17 protein-coding genes and 1 pseudogene are annotated in these 19,549 nt (G+C 74.0%); 14 read left to right on the top strand and 4 right to left on the bottom strand.

Annotated features, from left to right (window positions below; all coding sequences use genetic code 11):
- From ACSURM_RS05710 to ACSURM_RS05655, 12 genes are all read left to right on the top strand, one after another.
- A complete protein-coding gene (locus ACSURM_RS05710; RefSeq protein WP_436953857.1) occupies positions 1–1,254 on the top strand; it encodes an MCE family protein in 1,254 nt (417 codons plus the stop codon).
- Complete coding sequence (locus ACSURM_RS05705) at positions 1,251–2,309, top strand: MCE family protein (RefSeq protein WP_436953856.1); 1,059 nt, start codon at positions 1,251–1,253, stop codon at positions 2,307–2,309. Before ACSURM_RS05710 ends, ACSURM_RS05705 begins: the two co-directional genes overlap by 4 nt.
- Positions 2,306–3,394, top strand: a complete 1,089-nt coding sequence (locus ACSURM_RS05700; protein ID WP_436953855.1) for an MCE family protein — start codon at positions 2,306–2,308, stop codon at positions 3,392–3,394. The genes ACSURM_RS05705 and ACSURM_RS05700 overlap by 4 nt, the downstream gene beginning before the upstream one ends.
- Entirely contained in the window at positions 3,391–4,413 is a 1,023-nt protein-coding gene (locus ACSURM_RS05695) for an MCE family protein (RefSeq protein ID WP_436953854.1), read from the top strand. Before ACSURM_RS05700 ends, ACSURM_RS05695 begins: the two co-directional genes overlap by 4 nt.
- Positions 4,410–5,681 (top strand): MCE family protein, encoded by a 1,272-nt coding sequence (locus tag ACSURM_RS05690; RefSeq protein WP_436953853.1) that lies wholly within the window; start codon positions 4,410–4,412, stop codon positions 5,679–5,681. The genes ACSURM_RS05695 and ACSURM_RS05690 overlap by 4 nt, the downstream gene beginning before the upstream one ends.
- Entirely contained in the window at positions 5,678–6,955 is a 1,278-nt protein-coding gene (locus ACSURM_RS05685; protein WP_436953852.1) for an MCE family protein, read from the top strand. The genes ACSURM_RS05690 and ACSURM_RS05685 overlap by 4 nt, the downstream gene beginning before the upstream one ends.
- On the top strand, positions 6,952–7,464 hold the full coding sequence (locus ACSURM_RS05680) for a hypothetical protein (RefSeq protein WP_436953851.1): 513 nt from the start codon (positions 6,952–6,954) through the stop codon (positions 7,462–7,464). The genes ACSURM_RS05685 and ACSURM_RS05680 overlap by 4 nt, the downstream gene beginning before the upstream one ends.
- 236 nt (positions 7,465–7,700) lie before the next feature.
- Positions 7,701–8,372, top strand: a complete 672-nt coding sequence (locus tag ACSURM_RS05675) for a hypothetical protein (RefSeq protein ID WP_436960938.1) — start codon at positions 7,701–7,703, stop codon at positions 8,370–8,372.
- A gap of 26 nt (positions 8,373–8,398) precedes the next feature.
- Complete coding sequence (locus ACSURM_RS05670) at positions 8,399–8,947, top strand: hypothetical protein (protein ID WP_436953850.1); 549 nt, start codon at positions 8,399–8,401, stop codon at positions 8,945–8,947.
- A gap of 44 nt (positions 8,948–8,991) precedes the next feature.
- Positions 8,992–9,786: a hypothetical protein gene (locus tag ACSURM_RS05665; RefSeq protein ID WP_436953849.1), complete on the top strand. Its 795-nt coding sequence runs from the start codon at positions 8,992–8,994 to the stop codon at positions 9,784–9,786.
- A gap of 109 nt (positions 9,787–9,895) precedes the next feature.
- Positions 9,896–11,311: a lytic transglycosylase domain-containing protein gene (locus tag ACSURM_RS05660; protein ID WP_436953848.1), complete on the top strand. Its 1,416-nt coding sequence runs from the start codon at positions 9,896–9,898 to the stop codon at positions 11,309–11,311.
- Positions 11,308–12,075 carry a restriction endonuclease gene (locus ACSURM_RS05655; RefSeq protein WP_436953847.1) on the top strand — a complete coding sequence of 256 codons (768 nt, stop codon included), beginning with the start codon at positions 11,308–11,310 and terminating at the stop codon, positions 12,073–12,075. The genes ACSURM_RS05660 and ACSURM_RS05655 overlap by 4 nt, the downstream gene beginning before the upstream one ends.
- Before the next feature lie 108 nt (positions 12,076–12,183).
- Here ACSURM_RS05655 and ACSURM_RS05650 read toward each other — a convergent pair whose 3' ends face one another.
- A complete protein-coding gene (locus ACSURM_RS05650) occupies positions 12,184–13,941 on the bottom strand; it encodes a M28 family peptidase (RefSeq protein ID WP_436953846.1) in 1,758 nt (585 codons plus the stop codon).
- Positions 13,942–14,287: 346 nt separating this feature from the next.
- Here ACSURM_RS05650 and ACSURM_RS05645 point away from each other — a divergent pair, with 346 nt between their 5' ends.
- Entirely contained in the window at positions 14,288–15,292 is a 1,005-nt protein-coding gene (locus ACSURM_RS05645) for a LuxR C-terminal-related transcriptional regulator (RefSeq protein WP_436953845.1), read from the top strand.
- 147 nt (positions 15,293–15,439) lie between these two features.
- Here the strand turns inward: ACSURM_RS05645 and ACSURM_RS05640 are convergent.
- Positions 15,440–16,120, bottom strand: a pseudogene (locus ACSURM_RS05640) (polysaccharide deacetylase family protein); the annotation flags it as partial.
- A 67-nt stretch (positions 16,121–16,187) separates the two neighbouring features.
- Positions 16,188–16,883 carry a glycoside hydrolase family 11 protein gene (locus tag ACSURM_RS05635; RefSeq protein ID WP_436953844.1) on the bottom strand — a complete coding sequence of 232 codons (696 nt, stop codon included), beginning with the start codon at positions 16,881–16,883 and terminating at the stop codon, positions 16,188–16,190.
- Between the two features lie 378 nt (positions 16,884–17,261).
- Between ACSURM_RS05635 and ACSURM_RS05630 the strand changes: the two genes are divergently transcribed.
- Positions 17,262–18,347, top strand: coding sequence for an endo-1,4-beta-xylanase (locus ACSURM_RS05630; protein WP_436953843.1), 1,086 nt, complete (start codon positions 17,262–17,264; stop codon positions 18,345–18,347).
- Positions 18,348–18,446: 99 nt separating this feature from the next.
- Here ACSURM_RS05630 and ACSURM_RS05625 read toward each other — a convergent pair whose 3' ends face one another.
- Complete coding sequence (locus ACSURM_RS05625; RefSeq protein ID WP_436953842.1) at positions 18,447–19,478, bottom strand: LacI family DNA-binding transcriptional regulator; 1,032 nt, start codon at positions 19,476–19,478, stop codon at positions 18,447–18,449.
- Positions 19,479–19,549: the final 71 nt, after the last annotated feature.

Below are 19,549 nucleotides of genomic sequence, written 5' to 3'. Positions count from 1 at the left end.
ATGAGCCGACCACGAGGCGACACGCTGCGCCGCCGCTTCGCCGGTGTGGTGTTCCTGCTGGTGCCCGCCCTGCTGATCTGGCTGGCCGTCGCCGTCTACGACAAGAGGTTCACCGACTCCGCCCCGGTGGTCGTCGAGACCGGCAGCGTCGGCAACGAGATGCACCTGGGCGCCGAGGTCAAACTGCGCGGCGTCGTCGTCGGCGAGGTCCGCGCCGTCCACGCCACCGGCGACGGCGCCCGGCTCACCCTCGCCATGAAACCCGGCGCCCTCGACCGGGTGCCGTCCGACGTGCGCGCGCAGATGCTGCCGACCACGCTGTTCGGCGAACGGTACGTCGCGCTCGTGCCGCCCGCGCGCCCCTCGCCCCGGCCGCTGGCCGCCGGGGCCGTCATCCCGCAGGACCGCTCCGCGAACGCCGTGGAACTCCAGCAGGTCCTCGACAACGTGCTGCCGATGCTCACCGCGGTCCAGCCGCAGAAGCTCTCCGCCACCCTCTCCGCCGTCTCCCAGGCCCTGGAGGGGCGCGGCGAGCGGCTCGGCGCCACCCTCACCCGGCTCGACGCGCACCTGCGCCGGTTCAACCCCCAGCTGCCCACGCTCAACCGCGACCTCAAGGAACTGGTGAAGGTCAGCCATGTCTACGCGGACGCCGCCCCCGACATCCTCACCGCGCTCACCGACTTCACCACCACCAGCGGCACCCTCGCCGAGCGGGAGGCCGAACTCGCCGGCACCTTGGGCGCCACCACCAAGGCGGCCGAGGACATGACCGCCTTCCTCCAGCGGAACGCGGAGAACATAATCCAGCTCAGCGCCGCGAGCCGGCCCACCCTGGAACTGCTCGCCGAGTACTCCCCGTCCTTCCCCTGCACCCTGCGCACCCTCGCCGAGTTCGTGCCCGCCATGGACAAGGCGCTCGGCAAGGGCACCGACCGGCCCGGCATCCACGTCGACGTCACCGCCGTGCCCTCGCGCGGCGCCTACCGCCCCGGCCGCGACACCCCGGTCTACGACGCCGGAGGCGGCCCCCGCTGCCACCCCGTGCCCTACCTGGGCACCGCCGCGGAACCCGCCATGACGGCGTACCCGGGAACCGGCGCCGACCTGGGCCCGGCCAACACCCCGCAGGAGAACGCCCTCATCGACGAACTGCTGGCCCCCGCCACCGGCCGGCCCCCCGGCGAACTGCCCGACTGGAGCAGCCTGCTGGCCGGCCCGGCCTACCGGGGCACGGAGGTGACCCTCGGATGACCGCCCCCGACCACGCCCACACCCGGCGGCGCTCCCTGGCCGGGCCGCTGCTGAAGTCGCTCGCCTTCGTGATGGTGACCGGCCTCGCCACCGCCGTGCTCGGCCTCAGCGTCGCCGACACCGGCATCGGCGGCGGCACCGCCACGTACCGGGCGCTGTTCACCGACGTCACCGGCCTCGACGAGGGCGCCGGCGTGCGGATCTCCGGGGTGAAGGTCGGTGAGGTGACCGATGTGCGGGTCGTCCGCCACCGCACCGCACAGGTCACCTTCACCGTCCGTGAGGACCGCCGGCTGCCCCGGTCGGCCACCGCCGCCGTGAAGTACCTCAACATGGTCGGCCAGCGCTACGTGGCCCTCGACCGGGGCACCGGCGACCTCACCGGCACCCTCCGGCCGGGCGACACCATCCCGCTGGAGCGCACCACCCCCGCCCTGGACCTGACCCTGCTCTTCAACGGGTTCAAGCCGCTGTTCGAAGGACTCTCCCCGAAGGACGTCAACGAACTCGCCGGTTCCATCGTCCAGGTGCTGCAGGGCGAGGGCGCCACCGTCGACAGCCTGATCCGCCACGTCGGCTCGCTCAGCACCACCGTCGCCGCGAAGGACAAGGTGATCGGCGAGGTGGTCGAGAACCTCGGCACCGTCCTGCGGACCCTCAACGAACGCGAGGCCGGCTTCGACGACCTGGTCGCCACCCTGCGGTCCCTCGTCACCGGCTTCGACGAGGACCGCGAACCCCTCGGCGAAGCCGTCCAGGCCATGGGCGAGCTGACCACCGTCACCGCCGGGCTCCTCCAGGACGGCCGCGCACCCCTGAAGAAGGACATCCGCGAACTGGGCCGGCTGTCGACGGGCCTGGCCGAACACACCCCGCAGATCGAGGACTTCCTCGACCGCAGCCCCGCCAAGATGTCCGCCCTGGCCCGGCTCTCCTCCTACGGATCGTGGTTCAACCTCTACCTGTGCGAGGCACGGGTGAGCGGCGTGACCACCTCCGACGGCTCGAAGGCGCCGACCGGTATCGCGCTCACCGAATCGAGGTGCCGCGGATGAGACCCTTCGCACGGCGCGCCGGCACCGGCCGCCCGGACGCGGCCCGGCGCCCGCGCTTCAAGCCGGTCAGGGAACGGGACCCCCGTGCCGTGGGCGTCGTCGGACTGCTCGCCCTCGCCCTGCTCGCCGCCCTCGTCCTGCGGCTGGACCGGCTGCCGTTCGGCGGCGGCACCACCTACAGCGCCGACTTCTCGGAGGCGGCCGGACTGGACGAGGGTGACGAGGTCCGCGTCGCCGGCGTCAAGGTCGGGGAGGTCACCGGCGTCGCCCTCGACGGCCCCAAGGTCAAGGTCAGCTTCGAGGTCGAGGACGCCTGGATCGGCGACCGGACGACCGCGGCCATCGCCATCAAGACCGTCCTCGGCGACAAGTACCTGGCGCTCGACCCGCTCGGCGCCGCCCGCCAGGACCCCGGCCGCCGCATCCCGCTGACCCGCACCACCTCCCCGTACGACGTGACCCAGGCGTTCCAGGACCTCGGCGGCACCATCGACGCCCTCGACACCCGGAAACTCGCGGACAGCTTCGAGACCATCTCCAAGACCTTCGCCAACTCCCCGCCCCACGTGCGCAAGGCCGCCGACGGCCTGTCCGCGCTGTCGGAGACCGTCTCCCGGCGCGACACCGAACTCGCCGAACTCCTGCGCGGCAGCGCCCGGTTCAGCCAGACGCTGAAGGACAAGAAGTCCAGTTTCGAGATCCTCCTGCGGGACGGCGGCTCCCTGCTCGGCGAGTTGCGCGACCGCCGCGACGCCATCCAGGCGCTGCTCGAAGGGAGCCGGGACCTCGGCACCGAACTCGGCGGCCTGGTCGAGGACAACGACCGGCAGCTGGGTCCCACCCTCGACGCGCTCGGCCGGGTCACCACCGTCCTGGAGAAGAACAGCGCCCAGCTCGGCAAGACCCTCGCGCTGGCCGGCCCCTACTACCGCCTCGTCGGCAACACCCTCGGCAACGGCCGCTGGTTCGACAGCTACCTGTGCGGCGTCGTCCCCCGCGCCTATCTGCCCGAGGCGTCCCGGCCCTCGACCGGCTGCGTGCCGCCGAAACAGCCGGCCGCGGCCGAGCGGAAAGGTGAGCGATGAGCACCCGCCGGAAACTCCTCGCCTGCGCGCTCGCCCTGACGGTGCTGATCGCCGCCGGGCTGGCCGCCGCAGGGGTCCTCGGCTCCGACGGCACCCGCCTCACCGCCTACTTCGACCGCGCCGTCGGCGTCTACCCCGGATCCGACCTGCGGATCCTCGGCGTACGGGTCGGTGAGGTCGAGTCGGTGCGGCCGCAGGGCACCACGGTACGGGTCGGGCTCCGCCTCGACGAGGGCGTCAAGGTGCCCGACGGCGCCCGTGCCGTCGTCGTCGCACCGAGCGTCGTCTCCGACCGGTATGTGCAGCTCACCCCCGCCTACCGCGACGGCCCGGCCCTCGCCGACGGCGCCGTCCTGCCCGCCGCCCGCAACCGCACCCCCGTCGAGATAGACCAGCTCTACGACTCGATCACCGAACTCAGCCGGGCGCTCGGCCCGGACGGCGCCAACTCCACCGGCGCGCTGTCCGGCCTGCTGCGCACCGGGGCGGCCAACCTCCACGGCAACGGCGAGGCCATCGGCGACAGCATCGAGCAGTTCGGCAAGGCGGCCAAGACCCTCGACGGCAGCAGCGACGACCTGTTCGACACGCTGAGCCGGCTCCAGACCTTCACCACCATGCTCAAGGAGAAGGACGACGACGTGCGCACCGCCCAGGAACGCCTGGCCGAGGTCGTCGGCGTCTTCGCCGACAACAAGGACGACCTCGCGGGCGCCCTGGCCGAACTCGGCACCGCCCTGGGCCGGGTCAAGACCTTCATCGAGGACAACCGGGGCGCGCTGAAGGAGAACGTGGACCGGCTCGTCCCCCTCACCCGGACCCTGGTCGAGCAGCGGGCCTCCCTCGCCGAGGCCCTGGACGTGGCGCCGCTGGCCGCGGGCAACGTCGTGAACGCCTACAACCCCGACACCCGCACCCTCGACGGCCGCGCCAACCTCAACGAGATCAGCCTGGGCGGCCCGCTGCTGCCGCTGTACCCGGTGGACGGCACCACGGCAACCGGGAAGGGACAGCGATGAAACTCCTCACCCGGCCCACCGACCCGCCGGCCGAGGCGGTCCGCGGGCGGACGCTGACCAAACCGGGCGCGGCCCGCCTCACCGTCGGCGGACTGCTCGCCCTCGGCCTGGCCCTGACCCTCGGCGCGGCCACCCTCGGGCTGACGCGCTTCGACGGCGTCCAGGAACTGCCGCTGCCCGGCGGCGCCGACCTCGGCGACCACCCGTACACCGTCACGGCGGAACTGCGCGACGTGCTCAGCCTGGTGCCGCAGGCGGCGGTGAAGGTCAACGACGTCGCCGTCGGCCGGGTCACCGGCATCGAACTCGACGGCTGGTCCGCCCGCGTCACCATGAAGATCAACGGCGCGGTACGGCTGCCCGCCGACGCCACCGTCCGGGTGGAGCAGTCCAGTCTGCTCGGCGAGAAGTACATCCAGCTCACCGCGCCCGCCCGGGAGACCGGCGCCGGGCGGCTGGCGGACGGCGCCGTCATCCCGGTCTCCCGCACCAGCCGCAACACCGAGGTCGAGGAGGTGTTCGGCGCGCTGTCCCTGCTGCTCAACGGCGGCGGCGTCAACCAGCTCAAGACCATCACCCGGGAACTGAACCAGGCGCTCGGCGGCCGCGAGGGCGACGTCCGCTCCGTACTGAAACGGGTCGACACCCTGGTGACCGACCTCGACGACCACCGGGGCGACATCACCGACGCGCTCGACGCCGTCAACCGGCTCTCCGCGACCCTCGCCACCCGCGAGGACGACGTCGCCACCGTCCTCACCGACCTCTCCCCCGGACTGAAGACCCTGGACCGGCAACGCGGCTCGCTGCTGACCATGCTGCGCTCCCTCGACACGCTCTCCGAGGTCGCCGTCGCCACCATCGACGCGAGCAAGGACGACATGATCGCCGACCTCAAGGCCCTCGCGCCCACCCTGAAGGCCCTCGCGGACGCGGGCACGGACCTGCCCGACTCGCTCCAGGTGCTGCTCACCTACCCGTTCACCGACGAGGTGCTCCGCGGGGTCAAGGGCGACTACCTCAACGTCTACCTGGAGATGACGGCCGCGCCGGGAACGCGGATCATCCCGCCGCTGGTGCCGCGGAGCACGCCCGCCCCGACGGCGAGCGCACAGCCCGGCACGACCGCCCGCGACGGCACCGGCAAGGCACGCCGCACCGCCCCGGCCCCCACCTCGCCGCTGCCCCTGCCCGCCGTCTCCGCCCCCGCCCCCGCCTCCACCGGCACCGGCTCCGGGGCACCCACGCCGGGAGGTGAACTCGGGTGATCACCCGCGCCGTCCGGCTGAAGAACCTCGCCTTCCTCCTCATCGCCGTGCTCGCCTGCTCCTACCTCGGCATCCGCTACGCCGACCTCGGCCGGTACGCCGGGGTCGCCGACTACTACACGGTCGATGTGCTGCTGCCGCAGACCGGCGGCCTGTTCACCCACTCCGACGTCACCTACCGGGGCGTCTCCGTGGGCCGCGTCGGACCGATCGGCCTCACCGCGGACGGTGTCGTGGCCGAACTGCGCATCAAGAAGTCCGCCCCGCGCATACCCGCCGACGCCCGTGCCGTCGTCGCCGGACTCTCCGCCGTCGGCGAGCAGTACATCGACCTGCGCCCGCGCGGCGACGACGGCCCCTACCTCGCCGACGGCGCCCGGATCGAACAGACCGACACACAGGTCCCCGCACCCGTCACGGACGTACTCGCCGGCATCGACGACCTGACCCGGTCCGTACCGCTGGAGGACCTGCGCACGGTCGTCGACGAGTTCGGCAAGACCTTCGAAGGGCACGGCGACGACCTCCAGGCGCTGCTCGACAGCGGTGACGCCTTCCTGCGGGCCGCCGACCGCAGCCTGCCCGCCACCACCCGGCTCCTCGCCGACGGCGAGACCGTGCTGCGCACGCAGGCCGAAGAGGCCCGCGCCATCCGGGACTTCGCCGGCGGAGCCGAGGAACTGGCCCGCACCCTCAAGGGCTCCGACGCCGACCTGCGCCGCCTCCTCGCCACCGCGCCCGAGGCCGCCACCCAGGTCAGCGCGGTCCTGCGGGACCTCGATCCGAGCCTCGGCGTCGTCCTCGCCAACCTGCTCACCACCTCGGAGATCGCCGTCACCCGGCAGCGCGGCCTGGAGGAACTGCTCGTGAAGTACCCCGCGGCCGTGTCCGCCGGGGCCACCGCCGTCGACGGAGGGAAGCTGAACCTCGGCATGGCCGTCACCTTCTTCAAGCCCCTGCCCTGCACCGCCGGTTACGGCGCCACCCGCTACCGCAACGGACTCGACCTCGGCACCGCGCCCGCCCTCAACACCGGCGCGGCGTGCACCGCCTCCGCCGCGGACGGCTACAACGTACGCGGCTCGGCACACGCCCCCAAGGGCGGCCCGGTCCCCGACCCGGCGAGGCCCGGCTCCCTGCCCTCCGGCGGCGCGACGGCACCGGGCGGCACCGCCACCGCGCTGCCCGGCGCCCTCGCCCTGCCCGGCCAGGACGGGGCGGCGCCGAACGACCTGGCGGACCTCCTCCTGCCCGGCACCGGGAGCATACGGTGAGGGCGGCCAGGCTCCTCGCGGGCGCGGGGCTCGTGCTGGCGGCCGGCTTCTGCGCGACCGGCGCGTGGACGTACGCGCAGGCCCGCACCGACGACGCGGCCGCCTACGGCCGGCAGCGGGACCGGGCGCTCGCCGAGGGCCGCGCGGGCGTCACCGTCCTCACCACCCTGGACGCCTCCACCCGGCAGCGGGCCGAGGCGGGCGTCCGGGCCTGGCGCGCCGCGTCGACCGGGCCGTTGCGCGACGCACTGGGCCGCACGGAGCCGAAGGCGGGCGCCTCGGCCCGCGGCACGGTCACCGAGGCCGCCGTCACCGCGCTCGACACCCGCGCCGGCACGGCCAAGCTCATCGCCACCGTCAGCGTCGAGGTCACCCCGGCGGGAACCGGGCGGCCGGCCACCGACCGCAAACGCCTGGAGGCCGTCCTGTCCCGCACGGACGCGGGGGAGTGGAAGGTACGGGCCCTGAACGCCGTGCCGGTGACCGGGCACGGGGAGGAGCGCCGATGAGACTCACCCGCCCGCGACGCGCCCCGGCGCCGGCGCTCACGCGTACCGGGACGGCCGGCTCCGCCGACGACGTGACGGCGCCTGGCGCGCCCGCCACGGAAGCGGCCCGGCCGGGCCCCGCGTTGCCGGGGGGCGAGCCGGCCGGTTCCGGTCCGGCCGGGACGGACGAGGGTGAGCCGGCCGAGGCGCGCGAGGCTGGGCCGGCCGAGGCCGGGGCGGATTCCCGGCCGGAGCCCGTGACGCCCGTCGGCGAGTCCGCCGGGCCGGAGGCGGACGAGCGTCCGCAGGGCGAGACGCGCGAGGGCGGGCCCGCCGGGCCGGAGGCGGGTTCGGAGGCGGAGCCGGAGAGCCCCGTGGACGGGGCCGCCCCGTCGGAACCGGGCGGGAGCGTGTCCCGTCGGCCGGCGCGCGGCCGGCTGCGCGGGGCTGCCGCGGCGGGGGTCGTCGCCGTACTCCTGTGCGGCGGGGGCGGCTTCCTCTACGGCGCCCACCAGCTGAGGTCGACGGAGTCCGCTCGTAACCGCGCGCTCACCGACACCGAGGCCACCGCCCGGGTCGCGGGGGAGATCGACAACGCCCTCGCCCGCGTCTTCTCCTACACCCCCGACGGCGCCGCGACCGCCGAGCGCTCCGCACGCACCGTGCTCGACGGCCGCGCGGCCCGCCAGTACCGGGAGCTGTTCGCCCGGATCCGCGACGACCTCGCCGGCCAGCGGATCACCCTCGGCACCAAGGCCGTACGCACCGGCGTGATCGAACTCGCCGGAGACCGTGCGCGCCTGCTGGTGTTCCTCGACCAGACCTCCCGCCGCGGCACCGGCAAGGCCACCACGGCCGCCGCCCAGCTCACCGTCACGGCCCGGCTGGTGAAGGACCGTTGGCGGATCGTCGACATCAAGGCCCGCTGACCGTGCGCGCGAGACGGGAGAACCTCATGCCACGCACCCCGCGTGTCCTCGCCGGGAGACGTCCCCGGCCGCTGACCGCTCTGTCCCTCGCCCTCGCCCTCTGCGCGGCGGGCTTCGCGGGGTGGGCGGGCGAGGACTGGTACGAAGCGGCCCACGACGACCGGTCCGCGTACGCCGCCCAGCGGGACGAGGCGCTCGCCGCCGGGGAACAGGCCGTGCAGAACCTCAACACCCTCGACCACCGCGACCTGGACCACGGCCTCGACCTGTGGGAGTCGTCCACCACCGGCGAGCTGCGCGAGCAACTGGCCTCGGGGCGGAAGCGGTTCGCCGAGCAGGTGAAGGCGGCGAAGACGGTCACCACGGCCCGGGTGCTGTCGGGCGCCGTCACCGAACTCGACGACCGTGCCGGGCGGGCCCGGGTGCTGGTCGCCCTCCGCGTGACCGTCAAGGCGTCCGACGGGGCGAAGACCGAGAAGGACAGCCGGATGTTCGGCGAACTCACCCGCACCAAGAGCCAGTGGCGGCTCAGCGCCCTGGGACAGGCCCCGGTGGGCGGCGCCTCGGCCGGCTGACCGTTCCGCCCGCGCCCGCCGCCCGCACGAGAGGACACCGCACGATGTCGACGACCCGCCACCACATCAACCGCGAGCGGCGCCGCCAGTCGCGCGACACCCGGCCCGCCGCCGCCCCGGTCCAGCAGGACCGACCCGGGCAGCCGGGGCAGGCCGAGCCGCCGGGTCACTCGGAGCGCACGGCACCTCGCCCCCGTACCCACGTCACGGCCGTACGCCCCCGATCCGCACGAACGGCCGTCAGGGCCCCGGACACGGCACGGGACCGGAAGCCGGAGGGCGCCCCGCCCCCCGCCGGAAAGACGACCCTCTCCCGTCACCGCACGACCTTGGCACTCCTGTGTGCCCTCACCCTCCTCCTCGGCGGCTTCGCCGGCTGGGCGCACGCCAAGGCCGAGGCCCTGCGGGACGACCCCGCGCTGCGCAACACCGCGCTGACCGACCTCGCCCGCACCAGCGAGATCAAGGGGCAGGCGGCCAAAGCCGTCGACCGGCTCTTCTCCTACGACCACACCGACCCCGGCGCGCTCCGGAAGGCCGCCGGGGATCTGCTCACCGGTAAGGCCGTCGCCCAGCACCGCACTCTGCTCGCCGACGTCCGCAAGCGGGCCGACGCGCAGAAGGCGGTGATCACCACGACGGTCACCGACAGCGCGGTCGAACGCGTCGACGGCGACCGGGCCCGGGTCCTGGTCTACGCCGACCAGAGCAGCGTCAGCACCTCCGGGACCCGCGGGAAACAGGACGAGGGCGTGTACGCGGGAGCGATGCTCGCCCTGGACGTCGTGCTCCGCGACGGGCGGTGGCTGGTCTCCGGCATCGACACCTTCGGGCGCTGAGGACGACGCGACCACGCGACCACGCGCCCACTTGACCACGCGTCCACTCGACCACGCCATCGAGCGCACGACCGCGAAGCCCACGACAACCACGGGAGTGACACCAGCGATGTCCATGCGCCGCGTACGACGCCCGCTTCCCGGCCGGACCCGCAAGGGGCTGCGGACCACCGCCCTCGTCGCGACGGTCGTGGCGGCCCTCACCGCGTCCCAGGCACCCGGCCCCGCCGGCCTCACCGAGGAGGTGAAGGACGCCCACGCGGCCCCGCCGGCCGACGGCGAACGCCGGACGGCCACAAACACCCCCTACGCCCCGTACGCCGTAGCCGCCCCGCCGGGCGACGGTTCGTACCACATCGAACTGCCGCCCCTGGCCGCCCGGTCCGGCGTGGTGTCCCCGGCCGTGCTGCGTGACACGCGCTCCGAGGCCGGCATCCCGGCCACGGTGCTGCGTGCCTACCGGGCCGCCGAGGCCGCGGTCGGCCGGTCCGATCCCGGCTGCCGGCTGCCCTGGGAACTGCTCGCGGCGATCGGCAAGGTCGAATCCGGTCACGCGGGCGGCGGCGCGGTCGCCCCGGACGGCACCACCACGCGCCGGATCACCGGCCCGGCCCTCGACGGCCGGGGTTTCGCCCTGATCCGGGACACCGACGGCGGGGCCCATGACGGCGACCGGCGCTACGACCGCGCGGTGGGTCCCATGCAGTTCCTGCCCTCCACCTGGGCCCGCTGGGGCACGGACGGCAACGGCGACGGCCGGGCCGACCCGGACAACGTCTTCGACGCGGCCCTGGCGGCCGGACACTACCTGTGCGCGGGCGACCGCGACCTGGGCCGGAGCGCGGACCGGGCCGCGGCGATCCTCAGCTACAACCACTCGCGGCCCTACCTCGAACTGGTGGGGCGCTGGCTGGAGTTCTACAGCGGGGGAGTCCACGCCGTACCGGACGGCACGGGGGTGCCGCCCCGGAGCCCGGGCGCGGGCGGCGACACACCGGCGACCGAGCCCGCCGACGGCGCGAACGGCGGCGGTGCGGACGGCGGCGGTGCGCGGGACGGTGACGGGAACATCATCGTCGGCCCGGACCCGGCCCCGCCAAGCCGTCCCGGGCCGTCCCCCTCCGCTCCCTCGCCGGCCCCCGCGCCGACATCCGCCTCCCCGGCCCCGTCCCCCTCCGCCCCGACGACGCCCCCGGCGAGCCCGGAGCCCTCCCGGTCGCCCGGGCAGCCGACGGGCAGCCCGTCACCGTCCACCTCACCGGACCCGACGGCCGAGCCGAGCCCGTCACCCACCGGACCGGACGACTGCGCCACCTCGTCGGCCACCCCGACCCCCACCCCCGCCCCCAGCACCTCCCCGAGCCCGACACCGTGCCCCACCCCGCGGCCGGGTGAGGACGCCCGACCGGTCCTCGCAGACCGGCCGGGACGGTGCTCCGCGCGGTGGTGTGGTGAGACGCGGGCTTTGCGGGCAGACGGAAGTGATCTTCACGTTCCGCCAGGGGAAGGGGGCGTCACCTCGTGACCATGCCCGCACGCCGCATACGTCCGCGCACCGGCCGCCGGTCGTTCGACCTACGCGCGACCGCCCTGTTCTTCGTGCTGCTCGCCCTGCTCCTGTGCGTCCTGGGCTTCGCCGTCCGAACGCTGGCCGGGACCGCCGAGCGGCGCCCCGCCTGGGTGGCCGTGCTGTGCCTGGCGGGTCTCGCCGCCGTCCTGGCGTGGGGCCGCCGACGGCGCCGCCTCTTCGGCGCCCGGCCCGCCCGGCGGGCCGCCGCGGCGCTGGAGGAGGGCGTGCACACGGCGCTGGAGGAGTGGGAGGCGCCCGTGGCTGACGCCCCCTCCGCCGGCGACCTCGTCGAGCCGGCCGGGTACGACCGCGCGTACGACTACGACGCCCTGGACGCCGACGAGTTCGAGCGGGCCGTGGCCGGGCTGTGCGAACGGGACGGCTGTACCGGGGTAGAAGTCGTCGGCGGTGCGGGCGACTTGGGCGCCGATGTGCTCGCCGTGACGCCGGACGGGCGGCGGGTGGTCATCCAGTGCAAGCGCTACGGCGACGGGCACCGGGTCGGTTCGCAGGACCTGCAGCGCTTCGGCGGCACGTGCTTCACCGTGCACGGGGCCGATGTCGCGGTCCTCGTCACCACCAGCGACTTCACCGCGCCGGCCGCCGAGTACGCCGAACAGTGCGGCATCGTGTGCGTCGGCCGGCCGGCCCTGCGGGCGTGGCACGACGGCACCGGTCCGGCACCCTGGATGCTCGTGGAGGCCGCCGGCGGATGCTGACCGACCGTTCTTCGCTTCGGGCCGCTTGCCCGGCGAGCTCGGGTGCGGAAGGGGCCGTTGCGGGGGAGCCGGGAACGGTGGTCCGGCTCCCCCTCGGCGTGCGGGTGGTCAGCCGGTCGTCAGGGTGGCGTCGTCGACGACGAAGCTGGTCTGGAGGCCGGAGTCCTCGGTGGTCGCGAACGCCAGCGTGATCTGCCGGCCGGCGTACTGGCCGAGGTCCAGGGTGCGTTCGGTGTACCCGGTGGCCGCGTCGGCGTTGGAGTAGGTCTGCTGGACGGTCCCGTTGACCTTGACCTGGAAGGTGTCGTACACCGTCGTGCCCGTCTCGGCGGTGTCGATGTGCAGCCAGTACCTCAGGGTCGCCGTCGCGCAGCCCGCCGGGACGGTCACCGTCTGGCCGATGCTGTCGGTGGCGGCGTAGCCGTACCCCGCCAGCCAGGCGTACCGGGACCCGGAGTGCGCGGACTGCCCGCTGAACGTGCCGATCGCGCTGGTGCTGCCCGTCCACGGCGATGTACCGGTCTCGAAGCCGCCGTTGGAGAGCACCTGGGTCGGCGTGCAGCCACCGGCGCCCTTGACGGTCAGCGTGTACGACGCGCTGCGCGTGGCGGTTCCGGTGCCGGTGAAGGTGAGCGGGTAGGTGCCCGGTGGCACGGAGGAGCCGACGGAGACCGTCGCCGTGGACGAGGCGCCGGAGGTCACCGAGGCCGGGCTGAAGGAGACCGTGACGCCCGCCGGGGCACCCGAGGCGGACAGGTTCACCGTCTGTGCGGAGCCGCTGGTGGTGGCCGTGGACACGGTGGTGGTCAGCGAGGACCCCGGGTCGGTGCTGCCGGTGCCCGGGTTCACCGAGACCGAGAAGTCGTTGGCCGGGGCGGTGTCCGAGACCGCCTGCTTCCACAGCGTGTAGGCGACACCGTCCGCGCTGCGGTTCAGCCCGGTGGCGTTGATGTTGCTGGTGGTGTCGCACGCGGAGTGGTAGCAGCGGTCGTACGCGGTGCCCGCCGTGCCGCCCCACTTGGCGGCCTGCGCCGAGGTCTTGCGGGCGCTCGCGCCCATCGCGTAACCCGAGGTCGGGATGCCGTAGTTCTCGAAGGAGTAGTCGTCGGAGCGGCCCGCGCCCTCGGTGTTCTCCTCGGGCTGCAGGTTCAGCGAGTCCCAGTACGCCTTCATCGGCGCGGCGGCGGCCGAGGTGATGTGGTTGATGAAGTAGCCGCCGTTGGGCGAGGCGACCATGTCGAAGTTGTAGTACGCCTTGATCGCCGAGCGCTGGGCGGAGGTCAGCGAACGGACGTAGAAGTCCGAGCCGTTCAGGCCCTGCTCCTCGTCCGTCCACCAGCCGAAGCGGACGCGCGCCGCCATGGAGGGGCCGGTCTCGGCGAGTTTCAGCGCGACCTCCAGGAGGGTGGCGCTGCCGGAGCCGTTGTCGTTGATGCCGGGGCCGGCGGAGACACCGTCCAGGTGGGCGCCGAACATGTACACCTTGGACGCGTCGCCGCGGGGCCACTCGGCGATCAGGTTGGGGCCGGCGCCGCTGGTGCAGCCGGAGGTGCAGGGCTGCTCGGTGACGGTGTAACCGGCCGCCTGGAGCTTGCCCTTCACATAGGCGACCGAGTCCCGGTAACCCTGCCCGGTGGAGCGGCGGTTGCCGCCGTTGCGGGTGGCTATGGAGTTCAGCTCGGTGAGGTGCGCCTGCACTCTGGTGACGTCGATGTCGGGCGCGGCGGCCAGGGCGGGGGCGTGGGCCGCCGTGGGGAGGCGGCCCGCGGGGGCCGCCTCGGCGCTCGCGGGCAGCAGGGTGAGGCCCGCGGCGGCCGTGGCCAGCGCCAGGCCCGCCAGGGACAGTCTTCGTGGTCGTAGCACCATGTCTCCTTGTGGGGTGGAGGAAACGCCGGGTGGGCGGCGGGCCCGGGTGGGCCGCACCACGACACCCAGAAGAGCATGCGCATGCCAAGCCTTCGGTAAGCACGGACGTGCGGGACCGGCCGGATCGCGGCTCCCGCCCGTCCTCCCGGCGGGCGCCGGCACGGGTGCCGTACGGGCGCGCCGGGGCCCCGAGGAACCGGGCGGGCGGCCATGAGGTTAACGGGCTCGCCCTGCTCGCGCCCCCGGCCGAAACCGGCGCGTCCGCTCCCGGCCAGATCCGCCGCCCCGGGTCCGGGCCCGGAGGACGGCCCTGGCCTCCGGTGCGAGCCGCCCGTATCGTGCGCGCATGCGTGCGCGGGAGAACCCTTCGCGGGGACGGCGGCCGACGGACTCCGAGGCGAAGGCGGCCTATCTGGCCATGAGGGAGCGGATCGGGACATCGGACGCGCGGCATGCCACCGAACGGGAGGAACTGCGCGGACTGCCCGCCGAAGTGACGCGGTGGCTGGCGGAGCGGCGGCTCCTGGACCCGAGCGGGGAGCGGCTCAGCCCCCCGGAGAGCGCCCTGCGGCACGTCGTCTCCGAGCACCGGCGCCGCCTGCGGGAGACGGTCGACGGACTCGCCCGGGACGCCCGGGCCCTGGACGACGTCCTGTCCCTGCTGACGGTCCCCCGGCCCGGCACCCGGGAAACCGTGGAGACGGAGTTCTTCACCGACCGCGAGCGCACCCGGCAGCGGCTGGAGGAACTCGACGCGCTGAGCCGGGAGGAGTTCCTGGCGATGCGCAACACCTTTCCCGGGGCGCGGGTCCTGGACGCCAGTCTCGCGCGGGACCTGGAGATGGCGGCCGACGGCATCCGCATGCGGGTGCTGACCTCCCAGCAGGCGCTGCGCTCGCCCGCGCCGGCCCGCTATCTGGCCGCGCTGGCCGAGGCCGGGGTCGAGGTGCGGGTCGCGGCGACGGTGCCGCTGCACATGAACATCATGGACCGCGCGGTGGTCGTGATCGGGGTGGGGGCCGGCCCCCGGGGCGAGGGCGGTGACGTCATCCTGCACAGCGGGCCCGTCGCGCAGTGCTTCGCCCGGGTCTTCCTGCACGCCTGGGACCTGGCCCGGCCCCACACCGGACACCCCGCCGGACCGGATCGCCCCGGGCCCGCGCTGACCGCGCTGGAACGCGAGGTGCTGGCGCTGCTGGCCACCGGCGCCAAGGACGACACCATCGCCCGCCGGCTGGACTGCTCGGACCGCACCCTGCGCCGCGTGATGCACCAGATCATGGCGAAACTGGGCGCCTCCAGCCGCTTCGAGGCGGGAGTGACCGCGGCCCGCCTCGGCCTGGTGGACTGAGACCGGCGGCGCCGCGGGCGGACACCCCGGACGGCGGGACGGGGCCGGGGCCGGCCGCTGCGCGACGCGGGGTGGACCCGGAGGGATCGGTTCCGGGGCCACCCCTGAGGCGTTCTCGGTCGCCGGGACGGGTGTCCCTCCCGGTCAGGGGGCCACGGCGCGGCCCGTCTGGGGGGAGATACGGCCGGCGCACAGGCCCTTGCCCGCCAGGGTCTGCGCGATGCGCGGGATGGCGGCGAGGGTGTTGGCCGGCCACTCGTGCATCAGGATGATCTGGCCGTTGCCCAGCCGCGACACCGCCTGCACGATCGCGTCGGTGCTGGCGCCGTTCCAGTCCTGCGAGTCGACGTCCCAGATGATCTGCCGCAGGCCGTACTTGGCCTCCACCGCCTGGACGGTGGCGTTGGTCTCCCCGTACGGCGGGCGGAACAACTGCGGTGTGCCGCCGCCGGCCGCCGCGATCGCCTGCTGGGTGCGGGAGATCTCGGAGTCGATCTGGGCCTGGCCGAGCTGGGTCAGATGGGGGTGGGTGTAGCTGTGGTTGCCGATCCACATGCCGGCGCTCACCTCGGCCCGCACCTGGGCCGGGTAGGCGGCGGCGAACTGGCCCTCGTTGAACATCGTGGCCCGCAGGCCGTTCTGCCGGAGCGCGTTGAGCAGGGCCGGGGTGCGGTCGTTGGACGGGCCGTCGTCGAAGGTGAGTCCGACGTAGCCGTTGCAGGCGGCGGCCCGCGCCGGCGGGGCCTGGACGGCGGCGGTGACGGTGCCGGCCACGGCCGTCACGGCGACGGCCAGTCCGGTCAGCAGGGAACGGGGTGCGGTGCGCATGCGGGTGGGTCCTCCTCGGGTCGTGCGGGACCGCGGGCGGGGATGAGCGGACGGGAGGAAGGGCTGGTCAGCCGCTCACCGTGAGGTTGGAGTAGCCGCTGCTCTGGTAGCCCTCGGTGGCGAGGATCATGTAGTACTTGAAGCTGCCGAGGGGCATGCCGACGCGGGACCAGGCGTCGAAGTGGTTGCCGGTGGTGATGGTGCCGCCGGTCCGCTTGGACTGCCGGACGCTCCAGTACTGGTTGAAGGTCTTCGTGCCTTCCACGGAGGGGGCGTTGTACCGCGTCGTCTGGTAGATGTCGTACGTGCCGCCGTCGCTGCTGACCGTGCCCTTGTACGTGCCGGTGGGCCGGTAGGTGCCCCAGTTGTCGACGATGTAGTACTCCACCAGCGGGTTCGACGTCCATCCGTACAGGGCCAGGTAGCCGTTGCCGGACGGGCTGAAGCTGCCCGAGTAGCTCACGGTCCTGCGCCCGCCGGTGCTCCAGCCCTTGCCCGCGACGAAGTTGCCGCAGTTCGTCCACGAAGTGCTGTAGTTGCCGCCGGAATTGAGGGTCATCGAGACCGCGCCGCCGCCGTCGGTCCAGAACGAGTAGTAGAAGCCGTTGTCGGTGCCGGTCCGGTTGGTGGTGATGACGGTGGCGGCGTCGGCGGTGCCGGGCAGCAGCAGCCCGGAGGCGGTGGTGGCCGCCGCCAGGGCGCCGGCGCGGCCGATGAAGCCCCTGCGGCTCATCGGGCGGGGGAGGGCGTTGTCGCTGTCCATGCTTCCTCCTGGTGAGGGTGGATGAGCTGGGACCCGGGGCGGGCGCGGCCGTGCGGGGTGCCGGGCGCAGGGGTGGCAGGCAGGCGGATGGAATGGCATGTACGCGCCATGCGCCAGGACGGGGTCGTTCCTGCCGGGGGCGGGCTCGATTGCTGGAGAGTATGCGGCCGTGCCGAAACGGCGGTCAATCCGTCTGTTTCCGAAACTTCATCGAAACAAGGTGAGCGTTCGTAGGGGTGGAGGCCGAAAGTTTCGTCTGCGCTGGTCGGTCGCGGTGTGACCGTGGCTGTCCGGACGGTTGACGGGGTGTGGGCGGGTGTCTAGCGTGACGCAACGCTCGACAACGGATCCGAAACATTCGAATGCCCGGGAGGGCACGTGAACCTGCCCCGCATCACCGCGGCCGCCGCCGCGGCCTGCTGCCTCGCCCTGCTTCCGCTCACCGCCGCGAGCCCCGCGGCCGCGGCGGGCGGCCCCGCCGCGGCGGACCGCCCGCTGCGGCAGCTCGCCGCCGACGACCACCTGCGGATCGGCACCGCCGTCGACATGTCCGCGCTCGCCGACGACGCCGCCTACCGCCGGCTCGCGGGCTCCGAGTTCTCCACCGTCACCGCGGAGAACGTGATGAAGTGGGAGGCGATCGAACCCCGCCAGGGGGAGTACGACTACGCCGCCGCCGACCGGCTCCTCGACTTCGCGCAGCGGCACGGGCAGAAGGTGCGCGGCCATGTCCTGGTCTGGCACAGCCAGTTGCCGGCCTGGCTGACCTCCGGCGACTTCACCGCCGACGAGCTGCGGGAGATCCTGCACCGCCACATCACCGACACCGTCCGGCACTTCAAGGGCCGGATCTGGCAATGGGACGTGGTCAACGAGGCGTTCAACGAGGACGGCACCCTGCGCGACAGCATCTGGCTGCGCGCACTCGGGCCCGGCTACATCGCCGACGCCTTCCGCTGGGCGCACGAGGCCGACCCGCGCGCCCTGCTGTTCTACAACGACTACAACACCGAGTGGACGGGCCCGAAGAGCGACGCCGTGTACGACCTGGTGCGCCGCCTGCGGGCCGAAGGGGTGCCCGTCGACGGCGTCGGCTTCCAGGGGCACCTCGGCATCCAGTACGGCCTGCCCACCGACATGGCGGCCAACTTCGCCCGCTTCGACAGGCTCGGCCTGGCGACCGCCGTGACGGAGGCCGACGTCCGCATGGAGATGCCGGCCGACGCCGGCAAGCTGGCCACCCAGGCCGAGGGCTACCGGCGCCTGCTCGACGCCTGTCTGCGCGCCCGGCACTGCGTGTCGTTCACCGTCTGGGGCTTCACCGACAAGTACTCCTGGGTGCCCGACACGTTCCCCGGCGAGGGCGCGGCCAACCTGTTCGATGAGAACTACCGCGCCAAGCCCGCGTACCGCACCCTCCAGGAGCAACTGACGGGCCGGGCACGGCCGCGGTCCGCCGAGTAGGGGCGGCCCACCGGCACGCTGACGCGAGGGGCGGGCGGGTCCGCCGCGGCGGCGGCGAGGGGGCCGGCCCGCGGTGACCGCCGCGGGCCGGCCCCCTGGTCATCCCCCGTCACCTCCCCGGGGCGGGGCCGTGCTCTGGCGTACCACCAGGTGGGTGGCCAGCTCGATGCGCAGGGCCGTCTTCCTGGCGTCCTTGGGCCGCAGCAGCATGCGCGCCGCCTCCTCGGCCATGCGCTGGAGGGGCTGCTGGACGGTGGTCAGGGGCGGGCTCGACCAGCGGGCCGGGGGCACGTCGTCGTAGCCCACCACCGACAGCTGCCCGGGGACGCTCAGCCCCAGGACCCGGGCCGCCTCCAGGACGCCGAGGGCCTGGAGGTCGCTGCCGGCGAAGATCGCCGTCGGCCGGTCGGGGCGCCGCAGCAGGTCCATGGCGTGCTCGAAGCCGCCCTGGACGTGGAAGTCGCCGAACCGCACCAGCGCCGGGTCCGGTTCGTGCCCCGCCATCGCCATCGCCGAGCGGTATCCGTCCAGCCGGGCCAGCGAGCACATCAGGTCCTCGGGGCCGGTGATGATGGCGACCCGCTCGTGCCCCTGGTCGGTCAGGTGGCGCGTCGCGGCCATGCCCCCGGCCCAGTTGGCCGAGCCGACGGACGGCACGTCCGGGTCCGGGTCGCCCGCCGGGTCCACGATGACGAACGGGATGGCCCGTGACCGCAGTTGGCGTTTCACGTCCTCCGGCACCGTCGAGAAGACCAGCAGGACGCCGAGCGGGCGGCGGCGCAGCACGCCCCCGATCCACTCCGGGCCGGGCGCCTGCCGGGTGCCGCTCTCGGTGAGCGCCACCGTCGCGTCGTTCTGCTTGGCGACGTTCTCCACCCCGCGGATGAGCTCCATCGCCCACACGCTCTCCAACTCGTGGAAGACGATCTCGATGAGCGGAGCCTGCGGCGCGCCCGCCGTCCGCCGACGGTAGCCGTGCACCTCCAGCAGACGCTCCACCTTGGCCCGGGTCGCGGGGGACACATCCGAACGACCGTTGAGCACTTTCGAAACTGTCGGAAGCGAGACGCCGGCCTCCCTGGCCACGGCTGCCAGGGTGACTCTCCGACCGACCTGGGCTTCTTCGCGCATGGTCGCAGCATAGGGCACGGACGCCGGGTAACGGTTTGGCCGCGTACGTGCACGACCGTTGACCACTTCTT

This window comes from Streptomyces sp. SudanB182_2057 (assembly GCF_964272715.1).
Taxonomy (GTDB): domain Bacteria; phylum Actinomycetota; class Actinomycetes; order Streptomycetales; family Streptomycetaceae; genus Streptomyces; species Streptomyces rubradiris.
This window is presented reverse-complemented; position numbering and strand designations above follow the sequence as displayed.